This is a genomic window from Streptomyces sp. NPDC049627, from assembly GCF_044465645.1.
GTDB lineage: Bacteria > Actinomycetota > Actinomycetes > Streptomycetales > Streptomycetaceae > Streptomyces.
In genome coordinates this window covers 203,071-229,746 of sequence record NZ_JBITLW010000015.1, presented here as the reverse complement: position 1 = coordinate 229,746, position 26,676 = coordinate 203,071, and the positions used below count along the sequence as shown (strand labels likewise).

Genomic DNA, 26,676 nt, shown 5'->3' with positions numbered 1-26,676 from the left:
CGCGCCCGGAGAGCCGGCGTTCGAGCGTCCGTCCATTCGGCCGCGCTGCCCACCCGGCGGGCAGCGCGGGCTACCCACGGCGACCGTGAGCACCGGCTCGGGCCAGGACCACGTCAGGCGGTCGCGCCTTCCGTGCCGGGCACCGGCAGCCCGGCAAACGAGTCACTCGACAATCTCTTCTCCGAGATGTTCTCGGCGGCTCATCGGACGGGCCGTTCGGGGATCCTCGGAAGAACCTTGTCTGCGATGTCGAGGAGAACGCTGTCGTCCGGGAGGGCTCCGGACGTGCTCCACACGGTAATTTCGCAGTAGCCGCCCCGGTCCTTACGATCCAGGGCCACCGACAGCGTCCTGGCCAGCGGACCTTCTTCGACCGGTCCGCCGGATCCGCCGCTTCCGAGATCGATCTCGAACTTCATCGTGTGATCCGAGGAGAAGACGGCGGGCCGACCGAGAACCGTAAGCGTCTTGACGTTCTTCTCATCCCCGAACTTCATCAAATTCACGTACTGGTGAGTCGACAGCTCGTTGTAAGTGGCCGAGACATTCACGGTGTACGTGTCGAACGCGACCTCGGCCTCCGGTTGGGCAACCTTCCCATCAGTCAGAGGGGCGGTGTTGCTGGTGCCGGAAGCAGTGGTCGCGGTCTCTCCAGGTGTTCCAAGGAGCGTGGCCAGGTCTGACCGGTTGAGCGCCTTGCACAGCTCTTCACCAGTCACAGGCTGGGGCGTCTGCTTGTAGACCTTCGGCAGTTCCTCGTGCTCCCCGTCCGAACACGAGGGAGGCTGGGGAGTGCTTTCGTCGGACGGCAACACTCGTGGGGCCACCCACAGCGCGGCCGCGAGTGCCCCGACCACCGCCACGGCCGCGACGGCCTGGCCCCATGCGTTGGGCTCCTTCTCCGGAATGCCTGGGCGAGGACGCGGTCCAGATCCGGGCTGAGGGTGAGCCTGGGCCTGGGCTTGGCCCTGACCCTGGGCCTGCGCCTGCGCCTGGCCCTGCGCCTGGGCGGCAGCATCGATCGCCGTCCCGTCTGCAGAGGTTGTCGGACTCGGATTCCGGCGTGCGCGCAGGGCCCGGACCACCGCGTAGACGCGTATTGCGGTGAACACTAGGAACACCACGCCGAGACCGGCCGCGACCCGATCGTGATCACGGACGGCGAGATACATGATGCGTACGCCGAGAACGGACCCGACCGCAATGAGCAGGGGCTCACGGACCCAGAACGGCAAGAGACGCAGGAGGAAACCGAGCATCCGGTGATCTCACCAGGAGAAGATCACATTCGCCATGGTGGAAGCCACAGTTCCGCCGACGATCCCGAGATCGCTGACGGGACGGCAGCGCGTGCAGGCGCTTTGCGGCCATGTCCTCGCCTTCGGCGTCCTCCCCGTCCCGCCCGCGCTGATGTCTTCGCGTTCTTCCAGCAATGATTCGTCCAGGCGTCGTCGGCTCCGCCGTGCAGGGCTGAGCGGAAGCCGCCTTTGTGTTCTGGTCCACTCCACTGGCCTGGGCTCGGACACCGCGTGCATGCCCGTGACCCGCCGCTTGTTGCCGGCCGTCAGACCAATCCAACTAGCCGCAGTTTGAGGGGCGTTCGGGGTCACTGAGGGGTGGTGGCGAGGCGAATTGGCCCCCCTTGGGCCTTGCGATGGGACGGTGGATATGGTCCGCGAAGGGTGGGCGCTGCGGATGTCCTTGTCCAAACAGGAGCTGTTCGGCCGGATCCGCGGGACAGCTGACAGCAGCAGCTGTCGATCCGGGCGTTATCGAAAAAGTGCGGCGTCCACCGGCATCTGGCGCCGAGTCCTCGCCCTCGGGCTCATCGGGATCGCCTTTCTCGGCATCGGCCAGGTCTTCGGCACCGCCACGGCGCTCGCCATCTTGCGGGTCCCGCAGGCTGCCGGAACCGGATCGGCCCTACTCGGAACCCTGCAGAGCATCCTGGGCGGCGTCGCCTCTCCCCTCGTCGGCCTGGGCGGCGAGGACACCGCCGTGCCGCTCTTCGCCGGAATGACCGGCTGCTCCCTGATCGCCGTGCTCGCACTGCTGCTCACCCGGGGCGGCACGCACCTGCCGCACCCGCCCCGCCCGGCAGCCCCGGTGACAAGGTGGAAACCTCGGTGAGCCCCGCGATCTGACATCCTCGACCAGCCGGCGAACCTTCCCGTTCGCAGACCCACCCAGCGGTCCCGAGCCGCACCGCCCTGCGGAGCCATCTCACAACGCCTGCTCTTCACGAACCATCCCCGAACTGGGGCCCCGTTGGAGTCGCCTCAGTGGGGCAGCTGAACGCCGCCCTAGTAGTGCTTCGTTAGGTTCTGGTTCTCCTTCTGGGCAGGGGCGGCGGGAGGTGGCGCAGGTGCCGGTCCAGCACATCAGCGGGCTCTGGAGGACGTCGAGGACCTGGTAGCAGGTCAGACCGGCGTGCTGATCTCGGTGATGTGGTCGCCGCTGTCGGTGTTGCGGGACGTGCCGTCGCCGCCGCGCTCCTGGTCGAGCCTGAACAGCCGTCGCCGCGTTGGGTCGGTCGGGGTGGTTCAGGCGGCGCCGCGCACGTCCTACCCGCGGCTCAGGCAGCCTGCCGCACACCCGCAAAACCCCTCGGTGTGCCGTCCGCATCCGGTCCGAGCCGAGGGCCCACCTCCATCGTCACCCTCGTACGGGGAAGGCGCCGACTCGGGACAGGGGCGACGACACACCTTAAGTGCAAGCGTCAAATGTTGCTCTTTCATTCAACACGGCGTGGACGCAGGAGCCCGGGCCGGCCCCGAGTCGCCGGCGCGAGCGGGCCCACGGCAAGGCATCGCCCGTCTCCGCCCAGGCACCAAGTCGAATGTGCGGCAGGGGCGTTGGCCTGCGGAGGCGAACCGGTACGCGACGCCGCCGACAGGCCGAGGTGCGGGCCGGGAAGGGTAGGTGGAACATGGGAAGCGGGGGAAGGCCGAGGCCCTGGTCGCATCAGGCACGCACGGTTCCCCTCGGGGCCGTTGTACCGGCCCGTGGGCCCCGTCGGCCGCCCTCACCCTGGTTGCGGAAGTGGTGGCGATGACCAGCGAGGACGAGAACTCCGGCCGGAACGCCCAGGCAGAGGGAGCCGCCGAGCGACGGCCGCGTCGTATGCGGATCCCCGGGTTCGTGACCGGTGACGAAGAGATGGGGTTGGGAGACGTCGTCAAGCGCGTGACGTACGCGGCGGGGATACGGCCCTGCGGCGGCTGTGAACGACGGGCCGCCGCCCTGAACCAGTGGGTGGCGTTCTCGAACCGTCGCGGCCGCCGGTAGCCGACGACGGCTCACCGTATATCTCAGGAAGGCTTGAGGGAGGAGTCACCCATGGAGCCCGAACAGACCGGCGTGCTGACGAGCCAGTCCGTGGACGAACCCGATGACGCACAGACGGGGTTGGCACCGGCCGAGGACACCTCGCTCACGCAGGCAGCCTGTCACTGTTCCGACATGCCGCTGTCCGCCACGGACAAGGAGCAGGCGTGGGAGGCCGCTCACGCGGAGACCGGAGGAGGCCCCGGCTATGTCTACGCGTTGGGTCAGATCCAGGTGCAGTTTCCCAGTCTGGGCGTGGAGAAGGAGTTCGCCCAGGTCGTCGGCCGGGCCGAGCCACCGGATCTGACGGATGAGGAGGCGCTGTACCGTGTGCTGTCGGATCCGGACAATCGTTACCTGGTCAGGCAATTGTGCTTCATTCTGTCCGTTCAAGGGGTCGAGACCTACATCCTGCGCCCTCGCGACTCGGCGGGATACGACCTGTTGGTCGAGGCGATTCGTCCCGTGAGCAGCCCCTGGGACCTCGACGTGGTGATCGGAAGACGCGGTCCTGTCGCTCCGCCCGAACTGTGCAACGGCCTGACCGTGCCGGTCGTCGTCTTCGAGCAGATCTATTCCTTCGACAGCGGGGAACTGATCAGGGCGGTCGAGCGCCCTGCCGAGATACCCGCCAAAGACTTCGAAACCGCGTCGAGGAAGCTTCTGGAAAGGCTCCTGCAGATCGGCGACAACTCCGGCACCACGGATGAGCATCGCGCCATCAACTACACGGCCGTCCGGAACGAGAAGATCTATCAGGAAACGATCAGGGAGTACGCGAGGGGATTCCGTCTGAGCGCTGTGGATGTCTATCCCTCGCGACTCAGCGGCAGTCGGAAAATTCTGGACATCGTGTTCTCCTACACCAGCCGCAAGACGGATGTGACGGAGAAGTCGTTCCTGCGGATCGACGTCACCGAGATGTTCCCCTTCACGAGGACCAACTGGTCGCCCTACTACGACCGATGAGAGGCAGGTGGAGGAGGACGGAAAAGGCGGGGAATGCGCACAGAAGAACACTGTCGCGTGTCTGTCGACTACACCGAAGGAGAGTCGATCACCATGAGGATTCCTGGCTTCACCGCCGCATCAGCGGTGTACGAGACAAGGACAGCGGGAGGCGGCCGGGTGCCGCGCCCCGGGGCCGGACCGGACGGAGACCGGATCGTCCCGCAAGGACTCTGTGAAATAGAGCTCGGGCCGGTGTGCAGGTCGAGTTGCAAGCGTTCCTCCAATCCGCGACGCTGCGTCGCGGAATGCCTCGACTACATGTGCTCGGATGAGTACGGCGGCGGCAGCCCCTGGTAGCACGAATGAACCCGCTGGCTCTGGTCGGGCTCACGCCCTTGATGGAGCGCACTCCCGGCCGGCCCGCAGTCGCCGTCGGACTGATCGACGGAAGGGTGGCCCGGGATCACCCCGATCTGCGGGGTCATCCCGTGCGGGAGCTCACCCCGGCACCACAGGGCGGATGCGGCGCGGACGACGGCTGCTGCGCTCACGGAACCTTCGTCGCCGGAATCCTCAGCGCGCGACGAGGGTCCGCGGCGCCGGGCATCTGCCCGCACTGCACCCTGCTGTCGCGACCCGTCTTCTCGTCCCGACCGGCCACGTCCGGTGGCGCCCCGGAGGGCGGATGCCTCTCGGGAGCGCGGGCCGAGGAGCTCGCGGCGGCCGTCGTCGAGACCGTGGATGCGGGCGCCCGGGTGCTCAACCTCAGCCTCGCGCAGGCGGAGCCGTCCAGCGCCCGGCACCGAGTGCTGGAGGACGCCCTGGACCACGCCGCGAACAACGGCGTGATCGTCGTCGTCGCGGCGGGCAACCAAGGAACGCTCGGCACCTCGGTCATCACCCGGCATCCCTGGACCATTCCGGTGATCGCCTGCGACGGCGACGGGTGGCCGCTGAGTCTGTCCAACCTGGGCCCGGAGATCGGCAGACGCGGACTCAGTGCGCCGGGCAAGGACGTCATGAGCCTCGGCGTTGCCGGGAAGTCGCTGAGAATCACCGGCACCAGCGCGGCCGCGCCCTTCGTCACCGGTGCCATCGCCCTGCTGCTCTCACAGTTCCCGACGGCACGACCCGCCGCGGTGCGCTTCGCGGTCACACAGTCCGCCGCCGGCCGGGGCCGGCGCGGTTCGGTGGCCCCACCGCTGCTGAACGCCTGGGCGGCGTACAACGCCCTGCGCCGGGAGGGCGGGTGACGCCAGGCGGTGGGACCCGAGACGTCGCTTCGAAGGGAAGCCTCCCGCACTGCCCAGGAACGTGCCGGAAGGCGCGGCACCGCAGCAGGTCCTGCAGAGTGTCGAGGACTTCGTAGAGACTCCGGCTGCTGTGCAGGCTTTTGGGTCGTAACGCCGCAGGATGAGGAAGGCCTGGGCGGCGGTGATGAGGGTGACGTGGTGGTGCCGGCCGCGCCAAGTGCGGCCCTCGAAGTGGTCCAGACCCAGTCCGTGTTTCAGCTCGCGGCGGTCGTGCTCGATGCGCCAGCGCATCTTGGCCCAGCGCACCAGGCCCGCGATCGGGGTGGTGGCGGGCAGGTTGGTCATCCAGTAGCCGGTGGGCTCCGTCGCCTCCTCGGGCTCCGGCCTCAGGCTGAGGTGGCGATACGGTAGAAGAGGTTCAGGACGGGGGTCCCGTGCAGTTCAGAGCGCCTCTGCTTCCTCGAACCGGGCGAGCGCATCGGACGGGTTGTGGGTGCAGGTCTCAGGATCGCGGTGGACGGCGAAGATCGCGTCGACATCGGCCGCGGCCGGGCGTCTGGGGCGCCCGCGCTCGCGCGCGACACCCTGGGCGATCCCGGTGGCAGCGTGCAGCGCGAACCCATCCACCAGCCCGAAGACGCGGCGCAGTGGCTGGATGAGACGCTCGCCGGGCTCGGGCTCGACCGCGTCCACCTCGTCGGCTCCTCCTACGGTGGCTGGCTTGCCCTGAACCAGGCGCACCGCAGGCCCGGTCGGCTCGCCTCGGTCACCTTGCTCGACCCCGGCGGCCTGGAGAAAGTGGGGCTGCGCTTCTTCGTCTGGATCTTCGCCGGCCTCTTCGCGACCTCCGCGCCCAAGGCGCTCCGCCCACGACTGGCGGCCTGGCTCGAACAGCCGGTCCTCGTCGTGCCGGAACTGCTCACGATGATCAGAACGGCGGTTCGCGCCTACCGCATACGCCGCCCGGCGCCCCTTCCCCTGCACGAGGAGGAGCTGTCCACCATCCGGACTCCGCTCTACCTGGTGCTCGGCAAGCGAAGCCTCCTCGTGCACCCGCAGCGGCAGGCGGAGCGTGTGCCGCGCCTGATCCCCGGTGCCCGAGCCGAGATCACCTCCAGCACGGGCCACGGGCCGCAGATCGACCACGCGGAGGAGATCAACCGCAGGATGCTGAACTTCATGGCCTCCGTCGACTGACAACCACCCACGCTGACGGGCCAGTTCAGCGCCGAAGGGTGGTCCGGCCAGGGCCTGGGGCCGGCAGCCCCGAACTGCGGGCGCCTTCCAGCAGGGATCCCTCCGTCATGCGAGTGTGGACGCTTGAGGACCCCCTTCTGCCGGGCCCGGACCTCATAGTGCGTCAGCTCACGGCCGGCTATGGCAACTTGGTCGTCGAAGCGACGGGATGCGGGCCGCCGGGCAGTTGTCCGCGGTGCAGGTGGTCTCTGGGTCGTATCCGGGTGCCTCGGCTCGGGCCGGGCCGTCCGCGCACTCGGCCGGACAAAGTATCCGCGCCGACAAGGCGTACGGCTCCGGCGATGGCCGGCTACCGCGGTTACACGCGGCCGACTACAACGAGCGCCACGCGGTGGAGCGCGGAATCAATCGCCTCAAGCGCCACCACGTGCCGGCGACGAGATAAGACAAGCTCGCCGTCTGCTGGGAAGCGACCGTGCTGGTCGCCGCCATCAACGAGTGGCTGCGACCCGCCCAGCCCAGCGGCGACTGTGGCCGCATGCTGGCGCTCCGGCCCACTACCCCAGACGATCTCCAGGACCTGACCGGCTGGGAAGCTATACCGGACACCTCCACCTGGCTGGGCGATGTCGAACCCGCCTGGCACGCCCGCGCTCCCGCTTTCGCCGTGCTCGCAGGCCTGCGCATCCGGAGCCATAGCACTGCGCAGGATGGCGGTGTCCCCCACCCATCGCCGCGCGGGGCGAGGCCGCACCCTTGCCGCACCCTGCGAAGCCGGCGGCACGGCCCCTGGGCTGAACCGCGGCGCAACACCGCAGTTCAGCCGGTTTCTCGGAACGTGAAGATGCCGATCGAGACACTGATGGGTGACCCGGCAAGAGGCTACGGCAGATCCCTGGTCGTGCTCACGACGAGGCGGCCGACCTCGAATCCCTCCAGGTGGGCGGTGTGTGCCGAGGCGGCGCCAGGGACCAGCAGGTCGGCCTGGCCGCCGATGAGGTCGACGGAGGCGCGGGGGCGCTGGTCGAGGTAGACGTCGACGCGATCGACGTTCTCCGCCGTGAGCTTCAGATGGAGCGCGCCGTCGGCAGCGGCGGCCTCCGTGATCGTCACGGCGTGCGGGGTCAGACCCTGCAGGAGCCGGCCGGCGTGGTCCAGGAGATCGGTGTTGCCCTCCAGCAGGTCGCGGCGTGTCATGCGATGCAACTCGTCGGGGACGACTCCCAGGTCCTCCACCGGCGTGCCCGAGTTCGGGCCGACCCGCAGCGTGCGGCGTATCGACACCCGCATCCCGGCCCCCTTCGGCAGGGCCGTGTAGGGCGTGCCCGGGTCGTCCGCCAGGGACTCGGTCAAATCCTCGTGCTTCCAGACGTTGGCGCCGCCGGCGCCCGTGTTCTCGTCGGTGCCGAGCACGGGGCCGATGTCGTGGTCCTGGAAGCCCGCCGCGAAGATGTCCGTGGCCGAGTAGCACCGGGCGTTGGTGATGAGTACGACGGGTCCGAAGTACTGCTGCCCGATGGCATTGGCGCCGTTCTCGGGGCTGATCGGGAAGGCGCCGGAGTAGACGGAGCCGGTCTCGACGGCCTGTTCCATGGACGGCACCCAGGGGCCCAGATCCAGCCCCGGAACGCCCTGGAACCGCCGGCAGATCCGCAGATTGAGCGGGGTGTTGATGAACTGCACCGGTTCGGGGTTGATCCGGCGCGGCGTCAGCGTCTGCAGGGTGAACTCGGCGGCGTGGATGTGCCCTCCGCCATTGTCCCGGACGTCCACGATGAGACCGTTCTGCGGCAGTTGCCGGATGAGCCGCACGAACTCGGCGACGAACTTGCCGGGGCTGTCGACGTTGAACGTGAAGACGCGGATGTGGCCGAACGTTCCGGACGGCGTGGTGACGGCCTGGGCCCGGAACACCTTGGGCATGGTGGTGGCGATCTCGCCCGCCCCCAGGTCGGGTAGGGGTTCGTCAGCCTCGGCGGCTCGCTCCTGGGCGACAACCCGGGGCGCGAACAGCAGCACCTTGGCCCGCTGCGTCTCATCGCCGTCGAGGTCCAGGCCTTGGAACACGGCCGTGTCCCGGTCGGCGGAGACGAACGCGGGCAGGTTCTCGACGATCTGCCAGCTCTGCCGGAGTTCCCGGGCCGTTCCGGCGAGGTCGACGTAGCTGACCGTCACCCACTCCTCCAGCGGCGGGAGATGGATGACGAGCGGCCGCACGGTCAGCGACTGCACACCCCGGCTGCGCCGGGCCGCCGTATTGCTACCGGCGAACCGGGCCGCGTTGAGGTCGACGGCGTCCAGGATGGGGATGCCGCTCCAGTGTGTGATCTCGACACCCGGCTCGAACCCCGGCGCCTCGAAGCCGCTCACCACATGGGTGACCAGGAACCTGGTGCGGTCCTGTTCCCTGCAGGACTCGATCAGGAAGGGCAGGAAGGCGATCTTGCCCTTGAAAGGGTCGGGCAGCAGGTAGTTGGTGTGCAGGTCCCGCACCGAGTGGAAGATCTCCGACATCTCCGCGTGGAACAGCCACTCCCTCGGCATGGTCTGCGGTGTCTGCCGCTCCATGCGCCGGCGCAGCAGCCTCAGCCGCTGGACCGGGTTGACGGCGTGCATCGCGGTCTTCAGCGGCAGGTGGACGTAGTTCTGCTCCAGCAGGACCAGGGCCTGGTCGGCGATGAGTCGGCGGTCCTCCAGGGACAACTGGCCGGCGCCGTCCAGGAAGGTGGGCAGGGAAGCCGCACCGAGCAGGTGGTCTCGTACCGGTTCCGCCGCGTTCTGGAGGAACTCGGGTGCGTTCTCATGAGCCGGTCGCGTCATGGTGATGCACCAGTCCTTCGTGATGTGCGTTGTCTGGTCTGGGTTTTGGGTGGGGGGTCGGTTCAGCCCCACTGGATGTCGGCCGTGGTCTCCAGCGGCGGGCGGTCCGCCGCGGACTCGGGCACATGCAGGGTGTCGCCCTTGTGGAGGGCGGCGGGGAAGCGCACCCGAGTGCGGTCCTCGACCTCGCCGAGGGTGACCTGGAAGACCCGGAACTCGTCCAGTTCCAGCGCTTCGAGCTGCTCCAGGTTCTGCGTGAGCAGAAACGCTCTGGCCTTCAGTTCGCCGTTCTCGGTGAATGCGATGACCTTGTAGAACTCCCGGGGTATGCGCACGCCCCGGTAGACCCGGTCGTCGTCCTGGAAGACCGGCCCGCCGAAGACGCTGATTCTCAGGTCGTCGACGTCGACGTCGGCGAAGACGGCGTCCTCCAGCGCGCCCCACACCCCGTTCTTGGCACTCTGGTTGAAGTCGTCCATCTGCGGGGTGATGTTGGTGTAGAAGAACGAGTCGGTGTTGGCCTTGCGCGCCTCCGGCAGGCTGCCCCAGAGCAGGTCGGCGCGGCGGGCGATGTGCCCCCGGTCGAGCCGGTTGGCCTGGTACAGCTCGTTGCCGACCTGCGCCGTGCCGGGCAGCCGCTGGTCCTTGACGAAGGGGATGCCGCTGCGGCTGAGGTTCTTCAGCGAGCCACCGTCGACGTTCCAGGCCACCCAGAACGGGAAGCGCCGCTTCTTGTTCAGGGTGAGGGAGAAATGCGTGTACGGGATGACCGGCGAGCCGTCCAGGAGGGCGGCGTCCCGCGCGAGGTCGGTGTCCAGCTCCGGGGCCTCGACCCGCTCGCCGAGGAAGTCGGCGTCGTAGCCGGTGATGATCTCCAGCTGCTCCGGCGCCGGCTGGCTGAGGGTGATGTCGAGCTTCTCGAACACCGACGTCGACAGGCAGGCGAGGGCGTGCTCGTCCGGATCACCGGTGCCCTCGCCGGCGAAGTGCAACCCGGCCAGCACCGAGCTCACCCGGTCGTCGCCCTCCTTGAACAGCCACGCCGCGCCGGAGTCACCGCCGCTGCTGACCTCACCGTCCGCCGACGGATGGTCGGGGTCCGGGCCGATCTCGAAACACCCGATGGTCCGCCGGCCCGTTCCCCCGCCGTAGTTGATCTTCGCTATGGTGTCGACGCGGCGGACGATGCCATGGGTGACCCCGGTGGAACGGCCGCTCTTGACCACCTTGTCGCCCAGCTCGGGCTCCCCCAGGGTCCGGGGGGCGACGTCCAGTTCGAGGATCTCCGGGAGGGCGTCGCGATCCTCGATGGTCGCAACCGCGCAGTCCCCGGCCACACCCAGGTGGGAGCGCTTGAGCACGCCCATCCGGTTGCGGTCGATGCGATTGTCGTCCCGTGTGCCGGGCTGCACGACCTCGATCCCCAGCTCGCCGAACGGCCCGTGCAGCACATGCCAGTTGCTGAGCACGTACGGTGTGCCGTCGGCACGGTCGAACACGATGCAGCCGATGGTGCCGGCCGACACCGTCACCGCGCCGACGCTGGCCCCGGGCCGGATGGGATCCAGCCGGGTCTTGCGCAACGGGCTCTCGACCTCGGCCACCATGTGGAAGCTCGGCTTGTAGGTGCGCTCGATGACATCGGTGGGCACCTCGAAGCCATCGACGGTGACGGTGGCCGGGATCAGCGCGGTGCCCAGGGACTCCAGCACGTCCGGCTCGGCCTTGGTCGCCACGGTGAACTGCAACGCCACTTCGCCGCCCGGCTGATCTCCGGTGACCTTGCGGCCGATGCCCACTGAGGTGATGTTCGGATCCTCCAGCAGGTGCGGGCCGCGGACACGGATGTACTGCCGCAGCGACGAGATGAGCTCGTCGTCGGAGGGCGAGCCCTTCTTCGCCGAGGCCGTCTTCGCGGCGGGCTTCGAGGCGGGCTTCGAAGCGGGCTTCCGTTGCGGGGCCTTGGAGGCGGTCTTCTTCGTGTTCGTGGTTCTGCTGGTCATGAGGGCACACATTCCGTCGTGGGCGAGATGAGGCAGGAGGGCCGGGGCTCGGCCGGCATCGGCGTGTCGTCGCCGCGCGTGGGTGGCGGCGCGAGGCGGCGAGGCTCGCCAACGCTGCCTTTGCTTGGTGGGTGTTCGGTCGCAGCGTCGGTGGTCAAACGAAGATCGCCACGACCACGGCGAGGGCCTGGACGACCGCGACTGCCTGGATGATTCCGTCGAGCCAGGGGGTGAAGTCCGCGTTCGCCCGGGCGGTCCATCGGCACCTGCGGCCGGTGCGCTCCCGAGTGGGACACCCGCGGACTGGCAGAGTCAAATTGGGTTCGAACTGCTGCAGCAGCTGCATTCCGACCACCGCCCTCCCAGAGTTGAAGAACTCGAGAAGGGTGGTTTCGCCGCTCACGTCCATGATGGTCGAGCGACCCAATGAGGCAAGTTGACGTTGGAAACCCAACGCTTCTGCCTCTTGGGGGATTCTCTCTCAGTCAACTACTTCCAGTGAAACGTCAAATATTGAACTCAGACGCAATGCTGGATGCGCAACATAGACGATCATCCCAGGCACCCCAGCCGTTCTGGCTCCGTCACCGCCCAGCACGGCCGGGGCCTGAACGTAACGCTCGGCGAGGCGGCTGGGCATGAGGAACCGCGCTCCCTCATCGGCCTGGCGCTGTGTCTTTCTGGCGAATGGTGCCGGAGCGAGTCCGGGTGCGTGATACGGCGACGGGGTCTAACGTGAAAAACGGCCGCTGCCGCTCCTTCATTTACTTCTCCACGGGAAACTCCGCCGGCTCGCACACGATCCGCCGTGACCGGAGGAGGCAGACAATGGGACGCGCCTCAGAGAATCGGGAAAATCCGGGTGACGAGGGATGCCGCCGAGCGCTCTGCGAATCCCATGGGTACGCGTCCGACGCGCCGGTCGCTCGTCCCAATACTTGGCAGCATCGCGCCAAGGTCCGTGTGTCCGTTCTGCGGATCGAACTTGCCTCTGTCTGTCCGGAGGAGAGGGAAGACGACTGCTCGGACGGGGTGAAGCGGAGCGAGCAGCGTGACGGGGCTCGGCGGTTGCTCGTTCGGGCGGAGAAGCTGATCGACAGCGCCGGGAGTCGTCAGCGAGGGTTGTGGGAGCGGATCCACAGCTGGTGGAACGGGGAGCTTTACGAAGGGGCTCTCAAGTGCCTGCATGAGGCCGAAGTGCTCATCGTGGGACTGTACGAGCCCCACCGGGCGCTTCGTCATGCTCAGAGTGTGCTCGCGACGGCCAAGCCGATCTGCCGTGGGGACAGCCGGGTGGCACAGGTCGAGCAATTGCTGGGGCCTTCCAGCGAGACGCCGCCGAGCCCTGTCGGCGAGACACCGAATCTGAAGGACCTACCAGCGGCACTCGCCGCATTGCTGGGAGCGGCTTACGCGGTCGAGGAGGAGCGAGGTGTCCGTAGCCGGAACTTCCGTAACCGGCTGATCCGGGCGGGGTTGGTGCTGTCGATCCTTCTTGGTGTCGTAGTGGGGGTCGCTTTCGCAGTTGACGGTTCGATCCCCGTATGCGATGTAATCGGAGAGCGAAAAACGACCAACTGCATCGGCTCAGACGCTCCGAGCGGGCAGGACACCGGCGTGGTCATGTTGCTCGGCATGCTCGGCGCCGGTCTCCCGATGATCGCCCGGCTGCAACGGATGGGAGGCAGCTGGAACCCCTACAGCCTGCCGTTCTGGCAGGAGATGATCAAGCTGCCGACCGGCGCCCTGACCGCTGTGGCGGGCCTGGTCCTCGTCGATACCGACTGGCTCCCGTTCGCGAAGCCCGCTGACACTTGGCGAGAAGTAATCGCCTACGCGATCGCCTTCGGCGTCGGTCAACTGGCCTTCACCCACGCCCTCGACAAACGCACGGAAAAGCTGCTGGCCGCCGACCCCGACATGCACGAGGCGGAGCAACTGGAAAACGTACCGTCAAAAAAAGCGGACCGCTGAGCCCGCACATCCCGGACCCAGGCCTGGACCGAGGAGAAGCAATGGCCGATCACGCAAACCTTCCCACTCCCGCCAAGGTGGTCGCAGCCAGAGAACTGCCCGCTCGCGAACCGGTCAAGGACCCCACACTGGGCATCCAAGTCGCCCGGGACTGGGAAGGAGAGGCCGAACCCCGGCATCGACTCGTCACCATCGGCGATTCGCTCACGCACGGATTCCAGAGTGGGGCGATCTTCAACACCGACATCTCGTTCCCGGCAATCATCGCTCATGAGCTGGGCTGGGGCGGAGGGTTCCGCCGTCCCTCGTATCCCGGATACGGGGGTCTGCCACTCAACATCGAATTGCTGCTGCGGGAGTTGGAGGAACGCTTCGGGAAGAACCTCGACTGGTGGGAGGCGCCTCTGGCACTGTTCCACGCCCGGAGGTTCCTGGACCAGATTGAAGACTACTGGGAGCGCGGGCCGGGGAAGGACGTGCCCCGGACCACCGGAATCAACCACAACCTCGGAGTGTACGGCTGGGACGTCCGCGATGTGCTGTCCAAAACCGCGAAGATCTGCCGGGACGCCATCGACGAACCAAAGGACGACTTCCTGAAGCAGGTCGTGCAGAACAACGGTGACCGCGCGGCCCTGCGGGTGCTGCCCTCCGCGGGCATCGACGGCGACGAAAACATGACCGTGCTCGCGGCAGCACAACGCCTCGGTGAGGACCGGAGTCAGAGCCAGAAACACGGCATCGAGACGCTGATCGTGTTCATCGGCGCCAACAACGCCCTGCAGACGGTGACCAAGCTCAAGGTGAAGTGGAGTGGCCAGGACTACAAGGACCTGAAGGGCAAGGAGTCGTACACGGTCTGGGATCCCGACCATTTCGAGGAAGAGCTGCAAGAACTCGCCGACCAGGTACGCGGCATCGCGGCCCGGCATGTCATCTGGTGCACCGTGCCCCACGTCACCATCGCGCCGATCGCGCGCGGGATCGCGGACAAGATAGCCACGGGCTCGCGGTACTTCCCGTACTACACCCGGCCATGGATCAGCGATCGGGACTTCAACCCCACCGTGCACCCCCATGTGACGGGCGAGCAGGCCAGGGACATCGACCTGGCGATCGACCTGTACAACGAGGCCATCACCAACCAGGTGAGCAGCGCGCGGCACGCCGGCCGGGACTGGTACCTCATGGATACGGCCGGGCTGCTCGACCGGCTCGCCGCCAGGCGCTACATCGACGATGTCAATGCCCAGCCGCCGTGGTGGCAGCCCTATCCCCTGCCGCCGCAGCTTGCGGCCCTCCCTGTTCCGCCGAACTCCCGCTTCCTCACCAGCGACGGCAACGGGCGCAAGGAGGGAGGCCTGTTCTCACTCGACGGTGTCCACCCCACCACCGTCGGATACGGCATCGTCGCCCAGGAACTGGTCAACGTCATGCGCCTGGCACGCGTCGAGTTCCGTCACCCGGACGGCACGGTACGGCCGGACCCGGTCCTCGTCGACTTCGATCGGCTCATCCGCCGCGACACCCTCATCAACCAGCCTCCGGGCAACCTGACCTCAGGGTTCGAGGTCCTCGCCTGGGCGGAGGCGTCGATCAGCCTGCTGAAGCGAACACTGTATTTCCGGGGCTGACCGGTGGTCGGCCGGGCGCCGCGCCCGAAGAACGCTGCTGCTCATGGGCGTGGACAGAGTCTGCCCGCCCGGTCCCGCTGCCCTTCGGAGGAGCGAGTCAGGCGGCGACATGCAGACACCTCTGCACGCCGCAGAGGCCACTGCCCACTCCGGACGACTCCGCTGCTGGATGCCAGGACGATGAACGGCACGGTGTAGGCGGCGAGTTGTAACCACCGGGATGCTGCGTCGGCGGGCTCGTGAGCTGCCTGCCATACGGCAATCCGGCGGCTGCCGGCTGCGTTCGAAACGGGATCGGGCTGATCCCCCGCTGGGGTGAGGTGTTCCCGCGCGAGGTTGAGCTGGTCGACTTCGGACCGCTCGCATGGATGACGACAAGTAGTGGTTGAACGTCTGAACGTCAAGCTGAACGGGTGGCACAGCCTCAGGCCGTCCGCGGAGCGGGTGCTCCCGGTACTGGCGGGTCGAGTCGCGCGATAAGGGTACGGCCGACCCGCTGGAGGTCCTCGTCATGGTCGACGCTCTGGAACCTGCCACCGCGCCGCGGCAGGGCCAATTGCTCGCGGAGCAGGGGCAGGGCCGGTGCCGCGAGGAGATCCATGCGGTCGAGACAGGCCACGACGTGGTTGGCCGTCGCGGGGTTCTGGGTCATGGCCTGCAACAGGGCGTCCAGGACGGCCGGGGCCTCGGCCTCGCCGCCTATGTCCCAGAGCGCGGCCGCGCAATGCACCCGTACCCATTCGTAGTCGTGCGTCAGGAGGTTGCGCAGGCGCGGCAGAGCTGCGGAGGCGGGCGGGCCGATTTCGCCGAGCAGATCGGCCGCGTCACTGATCCGGAAGGTGATGCGGTCGTCGAGGAGGTCGAGCAGGAGCGGCATGACCTCGGCCAGGTCACCGCCGACGTGCCACAGCGCGGTGACGGCGGCAGGCCGTACGTGCGCGTCGGTGGAGGTGGTCAGCGACCGGATCGTGTCCCGTGCGCCGGTCGCCGCCGGGCCGAACGCCCCCAGCGCCTTCAAGGCCGATCGCGTGACGCGGTCCTGCTCGTGGCGCACCGCGGCGCCGAGCGTGTCCACAAGCACAGGAACCGCGGCCGGGTCGCCCAGCGCGGCCAGGGCGGACAGGATCGCATTGGCGCTCATCTCGGACCACTGCTGGGAGAGGTCGGTCCGGCGCAGGTGGTCGCAGAGGCGTGGCACCAACTGGTCCGCGGCCTGCGGCAGATGCCCTGCGACCTGGATCGCACGCCAGGCGTCGACGCCGCTGTCCAGCCCGGCCAGCAGACTCGGCAGCGCGCGAGCGTCACCGAGGCGCGCCAAGGCACGGACGGCCTCCTGGTGGCTTCTTCGCAGCAGCGCCTGCGGTGCGGCCCATACGCCCGGGCCGTGCGCCGCGCGTTGGGCGTCGACGTGCGCGGCGAGTGCCTCCCGGGCCGGGGCTGCGATCGGGTGGCAGGACTCCAGGACGGCCGCAGCCTCGGCGGCGACCTCCTGGTCGGCCGTGGGGAGTTGGTCGGCGACCAGCATGAGGAGGCGGGTGTGGTCCCCGCGCCAGATCCGCATCAGCTCCCCGCTCATACGGACCGCGTCCAGGCGCGAGCCGGGGTCGGGGCTGCTCAGCTGCTCGGCCAGCACCGTGGTGCGCTCGGGCACCCGAGCCCCCAGGGCTTCGTGGAACGAACGCAGCAGGGCAGTGGTCGGTGCGTACACGCGCGTGTGCCGGTCGAGATCCTCGAAGGCGGCGACGATTTGGGGCGCAACTCCATCCGTGGACGCTGCCGGGCGGCTCGGGGCCGGCGCGATGGGCCGCACGGGTATGGCGCGGGCGGTTTCGCGCAGCAGCCCGACGGCGGCCGGCACGACGTCGTCGCCGATCTCGTCCGGGGCGCAGCGGGCCCGCTGGACCAGAGCCGCGAGCCGGCTCGCCGGATCCTGGGCCGGGTCGGCGGCGAGCCCGGCGAGCCAGTCCCTCACCTGTTGCGAGGCCGCCGGCAGGCGCAATGCCAGGGTGGCCGCCGCCTCCACGATCCGCAGCCGCACCGCGATGCCGCGCTCGGCGGCCAGCCGCTCACGCAGCAGCGCGGCGGCCCGTCCGGCGTCATCGAGGAAAAGCCCGAGCCCGGGAACCGCGGCCAGGCGCACGTCCGGGTCGGGGTCGCGGGCGAGTCCGGCGAACTCCGCCTCCCGCTCGCGCAGAAAGGCGACGGCCTGCGCGCAGCCCATCGGTGGGTAGTACTCGATCTCGGTGCCGTCGTCCTCGAAGCCCCGGTCCAGAGACTCCCGGCCGATGCTGACCAGCAGCGCGACGACGGCCGGCCGGTCAGGCGTGGCGCCATCGACAGCCAGCTCGAACAGGAAGGGAAGGCTGGCTGCCGTGGGCGGGTACACGCTGCCCTGATGGTGGACCGCGCCGTAGAAGCGGTCGAGGGCCTTGTGGCGTTCCTCGGCGTGCGGGGAGCGCAGCGCCGTCAGCAGCGCCGGGACCTCCTCGGCCGAGCCGTACGCGTGCTGCATCGACGCCCAGTCGATGTCATGAAGTCCGTCGAACATGATCAGAAGCATGCCAGGCGGCACTGACAGCGGGGCTTCCCCAGGGCGGAACCGTACGACAACGTCGGCCCGGCCACGACGAACGGTGGCGGGGGCCTCGTCCGCTGAGGGCTCGCAATGGCGTGTGCAGCCGTCGGCCGCGGCGTCGTCGGCGTTCCAGTGGCGGGGACAGGAGGCAAGAGGCATGCCGTTCAAGAACGGCGCGCACCCGAAATCGCCCGGCTGGACTCCTCCGGGCATCTATCTGCCGGTCGGCTTGAAGAGGACCCGCGCCCGGACGGTTCTGTTCGCGGCGGCAGTGAACGGAAGAATGGCTGGCGCCACCGGTCCTCCGGAGATCAGCCCCGGCCCGATCTTCCCTGGCGCGCTGCAATGCGGGGGGAGCAGTTGCGCGGGGTGAACTTGGTTCGCCGCCTCGCCCGCATCAAGGCACAGGAGAACGACGGCACGAAATCCACCATCACCTCGCAACGGAGTAACTGAGATCCCGCGCGGTGAGCGAGGCAGGCACCAAACGCAACCACATCGTGCCTCGTTCGCCCGGATCGTCATGCAGGTAGTGCACGAAACGCTCGTCCCACAAAGCCTCGTCCGCACCCAAATAGCGGGCAAGCTTGCGGCGCCCCCTGGGCACATCAAAGGGCACAAGCTCGGCCCGGCCCCTAGCGATCACCTGCCGGACACACCCCGTCGCGAGATCACACTCGTCCACCACGAGAGCGACGTTCGGGTCATTCCTCACGCGGTCGAACAACCGGGCCCACGGGCCGGTCAAGGTCCAGAAGGCTCCTTCTTCCCAGAGGAACCAGACAGGACGCACCGTCGGCCCGCTCGTCGCGATACGAGCGGTGAGCGGCTGCTGCAGGAAAGCGTCCACATCAAAACCGGAAGATTCCACATCACCAATCCTCCGGTCCCGCCGACCACTTCACCACCGGCCTAAGACCTAGGACCAAAGCATCACACCACCCGAGCCCCCGGATGAAAAAGGGGCAAGGCCCCTTAAGTGGCCCGAGTGCACGCCGCCCCCGGGCCAGTTGAAGGGTCCAGGCGACACAGGATCCTCACCAACTGGGAGCTCGGAAAGACGCCACAGCCACGGAGAGCGGCGGAGCACCCAGCCTCTGCCCCCGGTCCAGCCCGGACCACAGCCGCCTTCGCTTACCTGAGCACGGTGCTCAGCCTGGCCTGGGCGATCGTCGTCCCTGCGGCTCGCGTTGTCTACTTGCATACCCGCGTCTATGCGTCGTTCTTGAGGCAGGTGAGAGCTTCCGGCAGCGTGTCTGCGCGGGCTGCTCGGCCGCCCGCCACCCCAACCCTCGGCGTCAGCTCGCCCGCCGTCCAGGCACTCATGCTCGCCTGCATCGTCTTGCCCGCCGCCTCCGTGCCAGCCGCTCGGTAGGCCCCTGAACTCCTGCAAGCGCCCTGCCCTCTCCTGGCTGAGCCCGCGTGTCGGTGCACTCAGCACGGATCGGGTGATGCCCGACCACTCCCCTGCTCCGCATCCGGTTCAGATCCCTGCGCGGATGCACGCGGTAGACCCAGTCTGGTGGCTACTGCTGGAGCGTCTGCATGGCCAGATCCAGGAGATCGGCCGCGCAGGTCGCAACGAGCGTCACTTGCCGATGAGTTCGGATGTCGCCCGAGAGCGCGTGGGCCGGTGGGCCGGTGGGCCGGTGGGCCGGTGGGCCGGTGGGCCTCTGAAGATGTCGGCGAGTTTTCCGGTCCTTGCACAGATCGCGAGGAGTGGTCGCTGAGGGTGATCAAGCTTTGGCTAGTGATCCCGCGCGCCTTCCGCCGGGGCCGGGGCACTCGCACTCCGTTGCTTCTTCAGCTGTCCGAAGCTGAACGGAATTCGCTTACATCCCGGGATGCGAGAGCGCAACCGTAGGCAGACGATGGAGTGGTCGGGAGCGCATGCCCGCAGAGGAGTTGACGTTCGCTCCGTCACGTGCCGATTTCGGACCGGTTCACTTCATGGAGGCACCGAGATGCCCGTGCTCTTTTTCGACATAGGAGCGACCCTGGCGGATGCACGGGAGGAGGCGGACGGTTCGCTGACGTTGCTGCCCCGACCCCGCGTCCTCGCCGTGCTCGACGCCTTCCTCGACGTACGCAAGGGCGTCATCTCCAACCCGGGTTCGAGGGAAGGCGACGCCGAGCGGGCCGCGGCAGCCCTGCGGGAGGCGTTCCCCGGCCGGTTCACGGACGAGGCGCTCATCCATTGGGGCCCCAAGAACAGCCGGGAGATTTTCGACGAGGCGGTCGCCGGCACGGCGGCCGAGGGGGTCCCGGCCTCAGCAGCCGGCGAGTGCGTCTTCGTGGGCGAGGACCCCATGGAGCGCGCGTTCGCCGGACAGGCCGGGATGCGTACGGCGGCCCACCCCGTGTTCACCGGCGCCGCCCTGGAAGACCGTCCCGTCCTCTGGGCACGGATCGAACTGCCCGAGGACCGAGGGCTGCCCGCTCTGGAAGCGGTCGTTAACGAGACCGAGGTCGTTCCCGTGCACATCGCCTCCGCGCGGCTCGTGCTGGCCATGGCGAGCATGCGCGGCGCCGCGGCACTCGAGCAGGCCGGGTTCATGGTCGACCTGCGGGGGCCGGTGGAGGACACGGCGGCCTTCCTGGTCCGCGACGACCGCCACCTCACTCCCGGTCAGGGCTTCGCGGACATCCCGGACAGGGCGACGACACGCGCCACGTCCGCTTTCGGCGTCGTCGCGGACGAACTCGCCGGCTTCACGGCCGCGCCGCTCCTCCCCCTGGGCCCGGCGCCGGGCGGTGTCTACGTCGCCGCACCCGCCGGCGCTCCGATCGAGGACGTCCACCTGCCGGGCGCGAAGCCCGGCCACACCGAGCGACTGCTTCCGGACCCGGCGCTCCTCTCCCGCCCCGGCGAGGCATGGGCACAGGGACTGGCCGCAAGCATTACGGGAGGCACTGCGGAGCCGGGCCCACCCGCGTCGGTAGCGGGTGTCACCCGCCCCTCCCCGGAGACGATCGCCGCAGTACGGGCGGCCGTGACCCCCGAGGTACTACGCGGCCACGTCGCGCGCATCTCCGGTGTCGAACCGCTCAGCGCCAGCGAGGCGCTGCTGGTGCGCAGCCGTGACGCGTCCGCCGCGGACAACCCCCGAGTCGTGGAGGCGCTCGCGGACCGCTTCCAGGACCTCGGCCTGAGGGTGCGACTGCACCGGTTCCGGTGGCGCGGACGCCGGTTGTTCAACGTGGAGGCCGAGCAGGGCGCAGCCGGGGCGGACTCCACGGTTCTCATCACCGCGCATCTGGACTCCACAGCTTCCAGCGGTGACTTCGTCGACGAGAACGGCGACCCGCGCCCCTACGACCCCACCGTGGACCCCGCACCGGGCGCCGACGACGACGGCAGTGGTACCGCCGCCGTCATGGCCGCGGCCGAGTGCCTGCACCAGTTGGTCGCTGAGGGCAGGACACCGACCCGGAACGTGCGCTTCGTGCTCTTCAACGCCGAGGAGCAGGGCTTGGTCGGCAGCAAGTTCTACGCGCGGGCCGCCGCAGCAGCGGACGACCGCATCGCCGGTGTCTTCCAGATGGACATGATCGCGGGTCTCCAGCAGGGCAGCACGCCCACCGTCGAAATCCATGCCGGTTCCGCGGTGCCGGGTCCGGTCGTCGGCGCATCCGACGCACTGGGCGCGCTCGTCGCAGACACCGTCCCCGCCATCGACTCCATGGTGACGGTCCAACAGCTCACGGGTCCCTCCGATCCGGCGATCGGGCGGAGCGACCACGCCAGCTTCCACGAGCGGGGGTGGGCGGCCATCGCCGTCTCCGAGGACATTTTCGCCGCGGACGGCGGGCCCGGTACGGGCACCAGGCAGTACCACACCCCGGGAGACACCCTCGTCGACCAGGACCACAACCCGGAGTTCGCGGCCACGGTCGCCCGCTCCGTCACGGCGACCGCTCTCACCCTCGCAGGCCTGTAACCCCACGAGGCAGCCAGAGCCGGGCCTCGCGCCCGTGACAGGAGCACACGTCATGACACAGCTGATCGACAAGCGGGGGTAGAGGGCGCACCGGCCGGCCTCGCCGACCGGTCGGGCGCAGACGCCGCCGGAGAGCCCGCCGAGTTCGAGGCCGATCCGAAGGTGACGTCCACGAGCGGCGGCATGCGCGTGGTCAGCCTCCAGCAGACACTCAGCGGCATCGACGTGCGGGGCATGGTTCCCAAGGTATGGCGACAGGGTCGTCGGCGACACGGCGAGCGTGGCGAGAAACTCTCCCACGATGGCGGCAGCACCGGTCGCGACAGCCCTGGCCGCCGGCGCCGCGAAGGCCGCCGAAGCGATCAGGGTCGAAGGCCCGTCCGGCCTTGACGAACTGCCTGCCCTGGACATCTCGGACGGCTTCCGCCGCCTCAGCTCCCAGGCTCGCAACGACCAGCCGATGACGTTCGACAAAGGCGCCTTCGACGAGGCCATCCCCGCTCGGCTCGTCTACTTCTACATGGGCGACGACGTCCGTCTCGCCTGGTCGTTCAGGTTCTCCCGCGCGAACGGAGCCGTGCAGTACGACGCGCTCGTGGAGGCCGACGAGAAGACGGCGGACGCAGCGGCACCCCAGGTCCTCTATCTCCCCCAACGCGTCGTTCACCGGCTGCCGAGCGGGCACCCAGATGCCGCCCGTCGGACACGAGGACTGAGGCGGTTCAGCTGTCCCGCTCCACCATGTAGAACGGCAGCTCGAGCAGGAATTGCTTGTCCTCGGAGTCGGGATTGTCGTCGAACGCTTTGCGCGCCTCCAAATGAGCCTCGTCGGCGAGGGCTCTCGCCCTGGCCCGTACGGTCTCGACGCAGCCCGACGCGAGCAGTTCGTCGCGCACCCACTGCACCTCGTCCTCAGTGCGGGCGGCGCGAGTCCTGCCCAGGAAGCGCTCCATCTGTGCCCGCTGGGCGGCGGTGCAGCGGCGCATGTATTCGATGAGGACGAGCGTGCGCTTGCCCTCCCAGAGATCCCCGGAGATCTCCTTGCCGTACCGCGAGCAGTGGCCGGTCAGATTGAGCAGGTCGTCCTGGATCTGGAACGCGGCACCGAGGTAGCAGCCGTAGCGGTCGAAACGGTCCGTCGCCCTGTGTTTGCCCTCGGCCACGAGGGCACCGACGCGACAAGGATGAATACAGGTGTACCAAGACGACTTCTTCATGCACATCCGGTAGTAGTCGTCGTCGACCAAGTCGCAGACGTTGTTCCGGATCCAGCCGACCTCGATCGCCTGTCCTTCAAGGGAATGACGCATCATCAGCGCGGATTCCTGGAGAATCGCCCACGCGAGACTCGGGCCGAGTGCCCAACGGTTGGCCATCAAGTGCTGCAGCGCCAGGAGATTGGTCGCGCTGCCGACGTTGACCGCGACCCCGAGGCCGTACTGAGCGGGCAGCGTCGGCGCACCGCGTCGCATCTCGCTGCCGTCCTGCACGTCGTCGAGGATGAGGAACGCGTTGTGGGTGAGCTCGATGGCGACCGCCGAGTCGATCGCCTTCTCGATGTCGCCGCCGAGGGCCCGACACACCGCCAGGCACAGAGCCGGGCGCAGTCCCTTGCCGGATCGGCTGGGATAGTCGCGCACGAGGCTGTACAGCTCGTCCTCCGTGGAGTCCGGAATCTCGGACAGCAGTCGCGCCATCGTCAGGTCGCGGTAGCGCGCGAGAACGGACTCCACGGCTGAAGGGCCAAGGCCCACGCCCGGTTCAGCGGTCATGGATCGCCCCTCTCAGGCGCTGGGCCGCGGTGGTTCGTCACCGGAATCCGGTGCGGCATCCGACGTCGGCGTGTCACCGGTGGCCGGCGTGGGCCCCGGGGACGGCGGCGTGGTGAAGCCCAGATTCGCCAAGGTCTTGGCGGTCGCGGGCGCGTTCTCGACGAGGTTCATAGTGGTGTCGACCACGTCGTGCGCGTCGGTGGCCATCCGCGACACCAGCGACTGGACCTCGTTGGTCTTGAGTTCGGTGAACATCTCGGCGGCCATCGCGATGAGGTCGTGCACGTCCTTGCGAACCCGGCTGCTCAACAGCTGGAACTCGTTGGGGTCGACCTTCTTCGTCGCCGCGTACTTCTTCTGCATGGTCGTGGCGCGACCCGAACCGTCGGTCACCTCCTGCTGGAGAATCGTGGCTGCCTGCTTGACCACCTGGGAAACCGCGCGAGACAGCTGAAGGCGCTCCGGATCGACTCGATTGAGGTGCTCGTCGGGCATACGGTCTCCTCACATACAGAGAGATGTACTAATTACGGTGATATGCATGACCGTAATGGAAACCGTCGGTGAGCCCCTGCAGCAAACCGCCGTAAGATCCGGGCCGGCCTTGGCACGTACGGGAACGGGGCCGACGCGGCACAGTGCGGGCAGACACCGCTCACAGCACGCGCCCGGGGCGTCCGTGGCCCCGACTGGCGGCGCAACCACCGGCGTGGCGGGACTTCGTGCCGACCTTGTGGGGAGTGGCACTCCCAGGAACGCCTCAGATCGGCGGCCGACGGGCGTGCGAGCCGGAGCTCAGCGAGGCGGCGATCACCAGCGGCAGCCTATTCACTCCGCCGCCGGGCAGCTTCTCCATCCGCAATGGTCCCAGCCGTCCCCGCTCACTCCCCGGCGGCTCGCGGCCCACTCACTCGACGATCGGCTCACCACCCAAACAGTCGTCCTCACTGGCGGCGCCTACCGCCTGCATTCCGAATGTGACGGCACGCCGCTCAGGGCCACACTCTTGAGAAATCGACCTTCTGGGCCCACTCGGGGTGGTCTATGAACGGATTGCGGTTGCCCTGTATCTCGGCTATCGCCGCGTTGCGGTGCAGCTCGTACTCGGTCACAGGCTCCCTGCTGTGCCAGTCGAGGAGGACGGGTAGGCGTTCCTCAGGGAACTCTGTCGGCGTGTCACCGATGACCTTGGGGTAGCGGAGCAAGAAGTACAGGGTGGCTCTGGCAACGGCCCCCCTGTTGTGCTGGGGCTCGAACCCCGTCTTCTCGCGCATGCCGCAGTTCTCCAGCAGGACCTCGTTGAAGTTGGGGAAGTCGGTGTACGGGAAGTTGCCACGGAAGCTGTTGCATTTCGGTTCGCATGTGAAGAGGTGATGCAGGTCACCGCGCATGGGCTCCCGCTTGGCGAACCAGGACTGCGGCACCACATGCTCGCAGTTGAAGGGCGCCGACGCCTCGAGGGCGTCCAGCTCCGCGGCGAGGTCGGCTGTGCCCGCCGTGCTCTCGCGCAGCAGGACCTCCTGCAGTCCCCTCAGCCGGGCCGCCTGGGCAGCGGCGTCGGCGCGGATGAGTTCCTCCGCCGTGAAGGTCAAGTCGGAGTAGACGCTGCGCAGGAGACGGTCGGGGTGAAGGTCGACCCACGGATAGAGCATCCGCCCGGGCTTGTACGAGGGGCGGCGCACGTGGGTGTCCTCCAGCAGCTCGGTGAGCGCACGGCTCAGAGCATCGCCGTCCGTCCCGGCGTCGATGCCCGCGTAGTAGGCGTCTCGCGCGGCGCGGTCGGCGTTCCCGTCGTAGTAGACACGCTCCTGCCCCAGCCGGAGGTTGACCAGGGCAGCGTTCAGGTCCCGTTCGGCGGCATCGGCGGCGAAGCTGCTGTCGACGCTCCCCGCCACGGGGCTCGGTGACCCAAGGTCAGCCGGGCCGGCGGCCGTCGCGATCGAAGCCATGCCGGACGCTGACACGCCAGGAGCCGGTCGTGCCCCCAAGACCTCAACGCCAAGGGTGATCCGCAGCGGCACGGTGACCTCCACTGCGGCACCGGTGGCGGTGTGTGCCGAACCGTTGGGCACTGATCCGTCGACGGCCGGCCGTGCCGCCGTCGGCGCGGGACGCAGGCCTTCCCCCGACGGCTGCGGGCCCGACATCTGCAGCAGCTCGTCCCGCAGTCGGGCCGCTGTACCCGTCAGCGTGAGTCGGCTCAGCGCTTGGAGCACGCAGCTGATACGCACTCCTTCGTTGGCCTTCCACGCCAGCCGGTGCTCGCCCATGCCGGGCCGCCAGGGCGTCCCGTCGATGGCCAGGGGATGGCCGTCGCCATCGGTCTTGGGTACGACCGAGTGATGCATCGCCACGAGTTCCCACTGGTCGTTGAAGACCGGCGATCCCGCGGTGCCCGGCGTGGCGCCCGTTGCGTAGTGGATGAACCGGTCCAGCACGTCGACGATCACGTTCTCCCGCAGCGCGAACTGTTTCGGTTCGCCGTTGGGGTGCTGAATGATATTGACGAACTCACCGAGAATGACCTTGCCCTGCGTCCCGTCCAGCGGCAGCCAGTGGAAATCGGCAAGCTGTGCGCCCTGCTGACCGTGCCGGGCCACGGCGACGACGCTGAAATCCAGATCGCGGTCGGTCGCGAAGAACCTCTGCGGTTCCAGCGAAAAGGCCACGGGGGCCAATGGGCGCCCGTCGATGCCTGCCTGGAAGTCGAATTCGATGACGCCGCGTTCCGCTTCCTCAGGGCTGCGCAGCACATGGTTGTTGGTCATCAGGAGCGAAGGGGACACCATGAAACCGGTTCCGTGGTGCCCGCCGCCGGGAGCCGTGACGGTCACGCGCCCGACGGACCGGGCGGCCAGGTGCCCGCCTTCCAGGAAAGCCACGCCGATCAGGTCGTTGCGTCCCATAAGGCGTTCCAGTCCGAGCACGTCGGCACCGAATATCTCGTCGGGGGTCAGCGGCAGCGTACTGCCGGTCGTCGCCGCAGGCTCCGTCTGTGTCTGCTCGATGGCCGTGGCGAGTGACCAGTCGGCGTTCAGGCGAGCGAGCCGCTTCCTGACCCGGCCGGGCTCGTCGGCGTACAGCACCCCCCGACGCTCGATGACCCGGCGTGTTTCCTCTCGCGCCGCGGTCCTGCCCGCGAAGCGCGCCGCGGCTTCCTCAAGCTGTCCCAGATAGTCTGTTTCCGATGGGAAGACATATTCCGCGGTGGCCATGAGCGCCTCCTTCG

Annotated in this window: 16 protein-coding genes and 2 pseudogenes; 8 read left to right on the top strand and 10 right to left on the bottom strand. The window is 68.4% G+C overall.

Annotated features, from left to right (window positions below):
* Positions 1-200: 200 nt before the first annotated feature.
* Positions 201-1,259 carry a DUF6215 domain-containing protein gene (locus ACIBU0_RS35680; RefSeq protein ID WP_398827014.1) on the bottom strand — a complete coding sequence of 353 codons (1,059 nt, stop codon included), beginning with the start codon at positions 1,257-1,259 and terminating at the stop codon, positions 201-203.
* A gap of 436 nt (positions 1,260-1,695) precedes the next feature.
* Here ACIBU0_RS35680 and ACIBU0_RS35675 point away from each other — a divergent pair, with 436 nt between their 5' ends.
* From ACIBU0_RS35675 to ACIBU0_RS35660, 4 genes are all read left to right on the top strand, one after another.
* A complete protein-coding gene (locus tag ACIBU0_RS35675) occupies positions 1,696-2,130 on the top strand; it encodes a hypothetical protein (RefSeq protein WP_398827012.1) in 435 nt (144 codons plus the stop codon).
* A 921-nt stretch (positions 2,131-3,051) separates the two neighbouring features.
* A complete protein-coding gene (locus ACIBU0_RS35670; RefSeq protein WP_398827010.1) occupies positions 3,052-3,288 on the top strand; it encodes a hypothetical protein in 237 nt (78 codons plus the stop codon).
* Between the two features lie 51 nt (positions 3,289-3,339).
* A complete protein-coding gene (locus tag ACIBU0_RS35665; RefSeq protein ID WP_398827008.1) occupies positions 3,340-4,296 on the top strand; it encodes a hypothetical protein in 957 nt (318 codons plus the stop codon).
* A 344-nt stretch (positions 4,297-4,640) separates the two neighbouring features.
* Complete coding sequence (locus ACIBU0_RS35660) at positions 4,641-5,531, top strand: S8 family peptidase (RefSeq protein ID WP_398827007.1); 891 nt, start codon at positions 4,641-4,643, stop codon at positions 5,529-5,531.
* A gap of 84 nt (positions 5,532-5,615) precedes the next feature.
* Here ACIBU0_RS35660 and ACIBU0_RS35655 read toward each other — a convergent pair.
* Positions 5,616-5,909 (bottom strand): annotated as a pseudogene (locus tag ACIBU0_RS35655) (IS701 family transposase); the annotation flags it as partial.
* Positions 5,910-6,095: 186 nt separating this feature from the next.
* Between ACIBU0_RS35655 and ACIBU0_RS35650 the strand changes: the two are divergent.
* Positions 6,096-6,728 (top strand): annotated as a pseudogene (locus ACIBU0_RS35650) (alpha/beta fold hydrolase); the annotation flags it as partial.
* Between the two features lie 882 nt (positions 6,729-7,610).
* Here the strand turns inward: ACIBU0_RS35650 and ACIBU0_RS35645 are convergent.
* The 3 genes from ACIBU0_RS35645 to ACIBU0_RS35635 all read right to left on the bottom strand — a co-directional run bounded on the left by ACIBU0_RS35645 (position 7,611) and on the right by ACIBU0_RS35635 (position 11,954).
* The gene (locus ACIBU0_RS35645; RefSeq protein WP_398827005.1) at positions 7,611-9,548 is read right to left on the bottom strand and encodes a S41 family peptidase; all 1,938 of its coding nucleotides are present in this window, start codon (positions 9,546-9,548) and stop codon (positions 7,611-7,613) included.
* Positions 9,549-9,610: 62 nt separating this feature from the next.
* Positions 9,611-11,551 (bottom strand): DNA/RNA non-specific endonuclease, encoded by a 1,941-nt coding sequence (locus tag ACIBU0_RS35640; protein WP_398827003.1) that lies wholly within the window; start codon positions 11,549-11,551, stop codon positions 9,611-9,613.
* A 154-nt stretch (positions 11,552-11,705) separates the two neighbouring features.
* Positions 11,706-11,954, bottom strand: coding sequence for a hypothetical protein (locus ACIBU0_RS35635; protein ID WP_398827001.1), 249 nt, complete (start codon positions 11,952-11,954; stop codon positions 11,706-11,708).
* A 560-nt stretch (positions 11,955-12,514) separates the two neighbouring features.
* Here ACIBU0_RS35635 and ACIBU0_RS35630 point away from each other — a divergent pair.
* Positions 12,515-13,525 (top strand): hypothetical protein, encoded by a 1,011-nt coding sequence (locus tag ACIBU0_RS35630; RefSeq protein WP_398826999.1) that lies wholly within the window; start codon positions 12,515-12,517, stop codon positions 13,523-13,525.
* Between the two features lie 41 nt (positions 13,526-13,566).
* Positions 13,567-15,159 (top strand): hypothetical protein, encoded by a 1,593-nt coding sequence (locus tag ACIBU0_RS35625; RefSeq protein ID WP_398826997.1) that lies wholly within the window; start codon positions 13,567-13,569, stop codon positions 15,157-15,159.
* 424 nt (positions 15,160-15,583) lie between these two features.
* On the opposite strand, the gene ACIBU0_RS35620 is transcribed toward ACIBU0_RS35625, so the two are convergent.
* Both ACIBU0_RS35620 and ACIBU0_RS35615 read right to left on the bottom strand, forming a co-directional pair.
* Positions 15,584-17,707, bottom strand: a complete 2,124-nt coding sequence (locus tag ACIBU0_RS35620; RefSeq protein WP_398826995.1) for a HEAT repeat domain-containing protein — start codon at positions 17,705-17,707, stop codon at positions 15,584-15,586.
* Between the two features lie 460 nt (positions 17,708-18,167).
* Positions 18,168-18,605, bottom strand: coding sequence for a pyridoxamine 5'-phosphate oxidase family protein (locus ACIBU0_RS35615; RefSeq protein WP_398826993.1), 438 nt, complete (start codon positions 18,603-18,605; stop codon positions 18,168-18,170).
* 1,093 nt (positions 18,606-19,698) lie between these two features.
* On the opposite strand from ACIBU0_RS35615, the gene ACIBU0_RS35610 reads away from it, so the two are divergent.
* Positions 19,699-21,675, top strand: coding sequence for a M28 family metallopeptidase (locus ACIBU0_RS35610; protein WP_398826991.1), 1,977 nt, complete (start codon positions 19,699-19,701; stop codon positions 21,673-21,675).
* A 722-nt stretch (positions 21,676-22,397) separates the two neighbouring features.
* On the opposite strand, the gene ACIBU0_RS35605 is transcribed toward ACIBU0_RS35610, so the two are convergent.
* From ACIBU0_RS35605 to ACIBU0_RS35595, 3 genes are all read right to left on the bottom strand, one after another.
* Positions 22,398-23,447, bottom strand: a complete 1,050-nt coding sequence (locus tag ACIBU0_RS35605; RefSeq protein ID WP_398826989.1) for a polyprenyl synthetase family protein — start codon at positions 23,445-23,447, stop codon at positions 22,398-22,400.
* Positions 23,448-23,459: 12 nt separating this feature from the next.
* Positions 23,460-23,942 carry a hypothetical protein gene (locus ACIBU0_RS35600; RefSeq protein WP_398826987.1) on the bottom strand — a complete coding sequence of 161 codons (483 nt, stop codon included), beginning with the start codon at positions 23,940-23,942 and terminating at the stop codon, positions 23,460-23,462.
* Positions 23,943-24,439: 497 nt separating this feature from the next.
* Positions 24,440-26,662 (bottom strand): endonuclease, encoded by a 2,223-nt coding sequence (locus ACIBU0_RS35595; protein WP_398826985.1) that lies wholly within the window; start codon positions 26,660-26,662, stop codon positions 24,440-24,442.
* Between the last annotated feature and the right edge of the window lie 14 nt (positions 26,663-26,676).

What these genes read in the sequence shown, in the direction of transcription:
- ACIBU0_RS35680 (WP_398827014.1), bottom strand. Translation starts at nt 1,259, where the DNA reads ATGCTCGGTTTCCTCCTGCGTCTCTTGCCGTTCTGGGTCCGTGAGCCC.
- ACIBU0_RS35675 (WP_398827012.1), top strand. Translation starts at nt 1,696, where the DNA reads ATGTCCTTGTCCAAACAGGAGCTGTTCGGCCGGATCCGCGGGACAGCT.
- ACIBU0_RS35670 (WP_398827010.1), top strand. Translation starts at nt 3,052, where the DNA reads ATGACCAGCGAGGACGAGAACTCCGGCCGGAACGCCCAGGCAGAGGGA.
- ACIBU0_RS35665 (WP_398827008.1), top strand. Translation starts at nt 3,340, where the DNA reads ATGGAGCCCGAACAGACCGGCGTGCTGACGAGCCAGTCCGTGGACGAA.
- ACIBU0_RS35660 (WP_398827007.1), top strand. Translation starts at nt 4,641, where the DNA reads ATGAACCCGCTGGCTCTGGTCGGGCTCACGCCCTTGATGGAGCGCACT.
- ACIBU0_RS35645 (WP_398827005.1), bottom strand. Translation starts at nt 9,548, where the DNA reads ATGACGCGACCGGCTCATGAGAACGCACCCGAGTTCCTCCAGAACGCG.
- ACIBU0_RS35640 (WP_398827003.1), bottom strand. Translation starts at nt 11,551, where the DNA reads ATGACCAGCAGAACCACGAACACGAAGAAGACCGCCTCCAAGGCCCCG.
- ACIBU0_RS35625 (WP_398826997.1), top strand. Translation starts at nt 13,567, where the DNA reads ATGGCCGATCACGCAAACCTTCCCACTCCCGCCAAGGTGGTCGCAGCC.
- ACIBU0_RS35620 (WP_398826995.1), bottom strand. Translation starts at nt 17,707, where the DNA reads ATGTTCGACGGACTTCATGACATCGACTGGGCGTCGATGCAGCACGCG.
- ACIBU0_RS35610 (WP_398826991.1), top strand. Translation starts at nt 19,699, where the DNA reads ATGCCCGTGCTCTTTTTCGACATAGGAGCGACCCTGGCGGATGCACGG.
- ACIBU0_RS35605 (WP_398826989.1), bottom strand. Translation starts at nt 23,447, where the DNA reads ATGACCGCTGAACCGGGCGTGGGCCTTGGCCCTTCAGCCGTGGAGTCC.
- ACIBU0_RS35600 (WP_398826987.1), bottom strand. Translation starts at nt 23,942, where the DNA reads ATGCCCGACGAGCACCTCAATCGAGTCGATCCGGAGCGCCTTCAGCTG.
- ACIBU0_RS35595 (WP_398826985.1), bottom strand. Translation starts at nt 26,662, where the DNA reads ATGGCCACCGCGGAATATGTCTTCCCATCGGAAACAGACTATCTGGGA.